The organism is Novosphingobium sp. ERN07, assembly GCF_012641335.1.
GTDB lineage: Bacteria > Pseudomonadota > Alphaproteobacteria > Sphingomonadales > Sphingomonadaceae > Novosphingobium.
Window position 1 is genome coordinate 1 of the sequence record NZ_JABAID010000052.1, and the last position, 4,151, is coordinate 4,151.

Annotated in this window: 2 protein-coding genes; both read right to left on the bottom strand. The window is 58.2% G+C overall.

What is annotated here, in order from left to right:
• Positions 1-100 precede the first annotated feature (100 nt).
• Complete coding sequence (locus HGI47_RS21995; protein WP_168854888.1) at positions 101-2,056, bottom strand: hypothetical protein; 1,956 nt, start codon at positions 2,054-2,056, stop codon at positions 101-103.
• Between the two features lie 121 nt (positions 2,057-2,177).
• Positions 2,178-4,040 carry a VPA1262 family N-terminal domain-containing protein gene (locus tag HGI47_RS22000; protein WP_168854889.1) on the bottom strand — a complete coding sequence of 621 codons (1,863 nt, stop codon included), beginning with the start codon at positions 4,038-4,040 and terminating at the stop codon, positions 2,178-2,180.
• Positions 4,041-4,151: the final 111 nt, after the last annotated feature.

Below are 4,151 nucleotides of genomic sequence, written 5' to 3' on the forward strand. Positions count from 1 at the left end.
GATGACCGACACGCTCACCAAGCTCGCCAACGGTCATCCCGCCAACAGCGTCGGCGAACTCATGCCTTGGATCGCCGTGGCCTGAGAACATCGGTTACCGCTAAATAGCCCTCTCACCGTCTTCAATCGTCGAGCGACACTGGGACTGACGAAATCGCCCGTCACCCAGAAGGCGGGTGCGGCAGGGCTCGACACCACGAACGGCGAGAATAAGAAAGTTACAAAGCGTCGACCAGTCGGCACTCAACGCGCTGCGCCAGCTTGAAAAAATTTTATCCCAAACGGGAATGAGGCGTTCCGCTACCTCATCGGCGCCGCAGCAACCGACAGCTAGATCCAGAGCTCTGACGGCCCGCATGGCGTTGTCCGGCATTGCCATCTCCCCCGGCGAGCGGGCGTGTGCCTTCTCAAAGCATTCTAGTGCCAGCTCTGTGTGTTTGCGTGCGAGTTCGGTCCCCGACCATAGCGCAAGCGATCTAGCCAGAAAGGGTTGGCTTTCATCGAGGGCGATTGCTTCCATTTCACCGGTTGTGCCCTGGATGTCTGTCCACCGAATCATGCAGAGGCTAAGATGCTCAAACCACCATTCCGTCGCGTCGAATGGCTCTGGTACTTGCTTCAGGATATTGCGCGCATGGCCAAGCGCGTGCCTGGTTAGCACCCGGATTTCGGGGTGACGTTCGACCGGCAGGGCATCAGCTACCGCGAACGCAAAGGCGACTGCGCAGGCAAACCGTCCGAGAGCCGATTGCCAGCGCGTGTGGTGGCGGCTGCGGATGAAGGGTTCCGCCAGCTCATATCCAGCCGCAGTCGCAAGTTTGGCAATTCCTTGCGAGGCCCATTTACCGATGTTCTTGTCGTTGTCAGCGGCCAGGATCATCAATGCTTGCGCGGCGCCGTCGGAAAGTTCGAAAAAGCGGCTTTTTTTAAGCGCGAAATAATCGAGGAATGCAGGCTGCTCCTCTTTCGCGCCGATTGCATTCAGGAGATCATCGACATTGCGGTCTAGCAGGCGGCGGCGCGCCTCACCCGCTCCGATAGCAATGGCCAATTCCTGCCGTTCGGCATGGGAGCTCGGTAGCTCCCGGACAATCAGCTCCCATGTGTCGAGTGAGATAGCCGCGTGCTTCAATATGGCGGCAAAAGTCCGGCGGTTTGCTACGTCGACGTCTGCAATTTTGGCTTTGTAGGCTCTGGCTTTCTCGAGCTCAGTCTCGAGGCGGTCGATCTCTGAATTGAGCGGCGGCTTGGCGGGATACTGCGCGCCAAATCCAACCCGCTGCTTTTCCAGATGTTCCACCTCCATTGATGCCTGGCGAAGCCGATCGCTTCCGGTGCTTATTGCCGGGGAGCAAAGCCAGCATGCGTCCTCCTCCGGGATTCCTGCCCGGAGCAGAAGGCGCCAAATATCGCCAAGGGCAGGGACTGGGCCGCGGAGCGGCGGATTGATCAGTACCCGAGCCGCAAGCATGATGCCGAGCGGATCCTTGGTCTCAAGCAGAGAGGTTGCGTTCCGCATGGCGTTGCGGCCCGACCAGACGACGAGATTCTCGAGCATGTCGATCACCGCCCACTGCGCGGTCTTGTCGGCATCCTTTCTCGCCCAGCGCATGAGCGCGGACGGAGCCACACAAAGCGCCATTCGCGCGGTAAACCGCAAGCCTTCGCGCATTGACGGCATGACTGTCCGGCCATGATTGACCGCAAGAGTCGCGTTCCACAGACCCGGCGTGAGCGACTTGTGAGACAGCATATGATCGACGGTCCCGATGCTCTCGGCTTCACGCTGTCGATCGCGGAAACCCCTCAGCTCGAGGCGCCTTGTCTTTAGACTGGTAGCCTGGCTGAGCGCTAACGGCCATCGTATCTTGCGCCGATGCCTCGAGAGCCAACGGCGGATATAGGGGTCGATATCGTATTCGCTACGGATGGCGCCATACTCGCATTTGGCAGCCAGTTCGCCCAAACCGCAAAGGACAGCACCGAGATTTTCGGGCACGCGGGTCGAATACTTGATCCCCGCTTTGACCATGCGCTCAAGGGCGCGATCGTTCACCCTCCATGTCCCATCCACATCCATGGTAATGAGACGCTTGATGGCCCGCTGTCGCCGCCACCTGTTCGGACCTGCGGCGCTCAACAGCCACTCGATCGCGGCATGTGAGCCCGGTGCCTGTTCAAGGCGTGGCAGCATCCCTGTCAGGCCATGCAAATGTCGTCCTGAACGGCTTCTCGCGGGTGGCATCCTTACCATCTAGCAGCTCCTGAATATATTTCGCGGCGTCGCTGCTCGCTCGCCCTGACAACAGGCTGAGACAAAAGGGCCAGTTCTTTGCCATGGCGTTCAGGCTATTGGAGAGCAGATAGATCTCGCTTGTCCCTGCCTTCGACTGAGTCATCAGGTATCGATCATGGAACGCCTGCTTGCCATTCTCCATGACGATATTTCGTAAGGACAGCCTTGGCCCAACAAGAGGCCCGGCCCGCTCCAGCACATTTTCGAGGACCTCAAGGTTTGCCTGCGTCATCTCCTCGGTTTGCTCGAGACCCGTGTCCGGATCGGTTTTGCCCCAGCTCATAAGTACGGTCAGCGGCAATCCTATGCGGTCCAGGCGGAGGAGACGGCCGATCGTGCCGTCATTGACAAACGGATCGACAAAAGTCGCCGCCTCAACGGCAGGGTCACCGAGGAGCTCGTTGAAGTAGGCGATGACGCCCAGCTCGCTATCGAAAGTCCGGGAAAACCAGCGGTCCTTGCTGTTGTCGGCAAACGCGGCCGCCATATGGTTCAATATCGAGAAGCGCCGTTCGGCGACCGGTGCCGGATCAGCCGTAACCGTTGATGTCGTGCGCGCCAGACGCGGGGCATGGGACGCATTGCGCGCTTTATCTGCGCCCTTGCCTCTTGCCCGCTGCGTCAGCCCGTCGTCGATCTGAACGGTCTTTACCACCGCGTTCAAGCCGAAGTTCACGGTTCGAATGAACGTCTGGTCATACTCATACAGTGTCTCGCCATCGACGCCGAAAAACGACGCCTTGCAGCCATAAACGGGCTCCGGGGTCGTCATTCTGTGTTCGGCGACACCCGCATCCATTGTGATCAGGCGATTGACGATGACATCGCTGTTTGCGTTCGTTGCAATGAGATGAAACCGCAGCGGAGACTTGTGCCCGTCTCGGCGGCCAATGAGAATGGTATGATCGGGCTCATGCGCGTTTGCGTTGAAAATGGTGACGGTGAAGGGATCCTCTTCCTCCCGCCAGGGCGGGCGGTCGAAAATGTCGAATCCACCGATATGGTTTGCAAACTGGTCACGAAAATCCAGGCCGAGTTCACTGTTCAGCGCTTCCAGAAGTGCTGGAATATCGTTCAACTCGGGCAGCACATCGACCGCAGCAGTGGCTCCGATATAAGACCACATGCGCGTCGCGTTGTTGCCCAGCGCGTTAGCCATGATCGCGCGCTTTGCGAGGACCTTGGCTTTCGGAGCATCGTTTTTGAGCGAAGACAGGTCGATTTGGCCGTGATCGAGCAGAGCCAGAACTGGGAGCGCTTGGGCCTCGGTGACCGTGTACTGGACAATTTCCAATTGCGCTGAAGAAGGAAGCGGGATCGGCCTGGATGATGGGAATCTGACCGGCTTCCTGGTCTTGCTGGCGCAGCCATAAAGGTGGGACGCCGTACCGTTTGCGTGCTTGATGAACGCAAGCCATATCCACCACACATCGGCGCGTGGGGGAAAAGCATGAGTATCTGTTTTGGCTCCAACCATATCTCTGATATTTAATGTAACAACCACCGCGCGCAACGCATTCTTCGGCTTTGATCTTAAGCGCGCCGATTCTGTGGACATAGCTCTGAGAGATATAAATTTTGTCGAGGGGTTTTGGGTGCCGAATTTCTGCCCGGCGAATGATGCGCAATTTGCGGTCTGATGCAGCCTTCCGCTAAATCCCCAAGGCCGGGTTGAGGGCAAGGGGTTCAAGCGGATGTGCGAATGGCTGGTGTCGTCGGCAACGGACGTTGCCAGTCGCGCCATGGATCGGCAGGAATGTTGTCTAATTGATTTCCGCATTGCTCTTCCTTTTTCCCGTTCGCCAATGGTTGTCTTCGAGGTCATCGGACAGCTTGGTAACGGTTCGTCCGAGCC

Excerpts from the sequence above, each read along its gene's own strand:
- HGI47_RS22000 (WP_168854889.1), bottom strand. The coding sequence starts at position 4,040 with ATGGCGCGACTGGCAACGTCCGTTGCCGACGACACCAGCCATTCGCAC.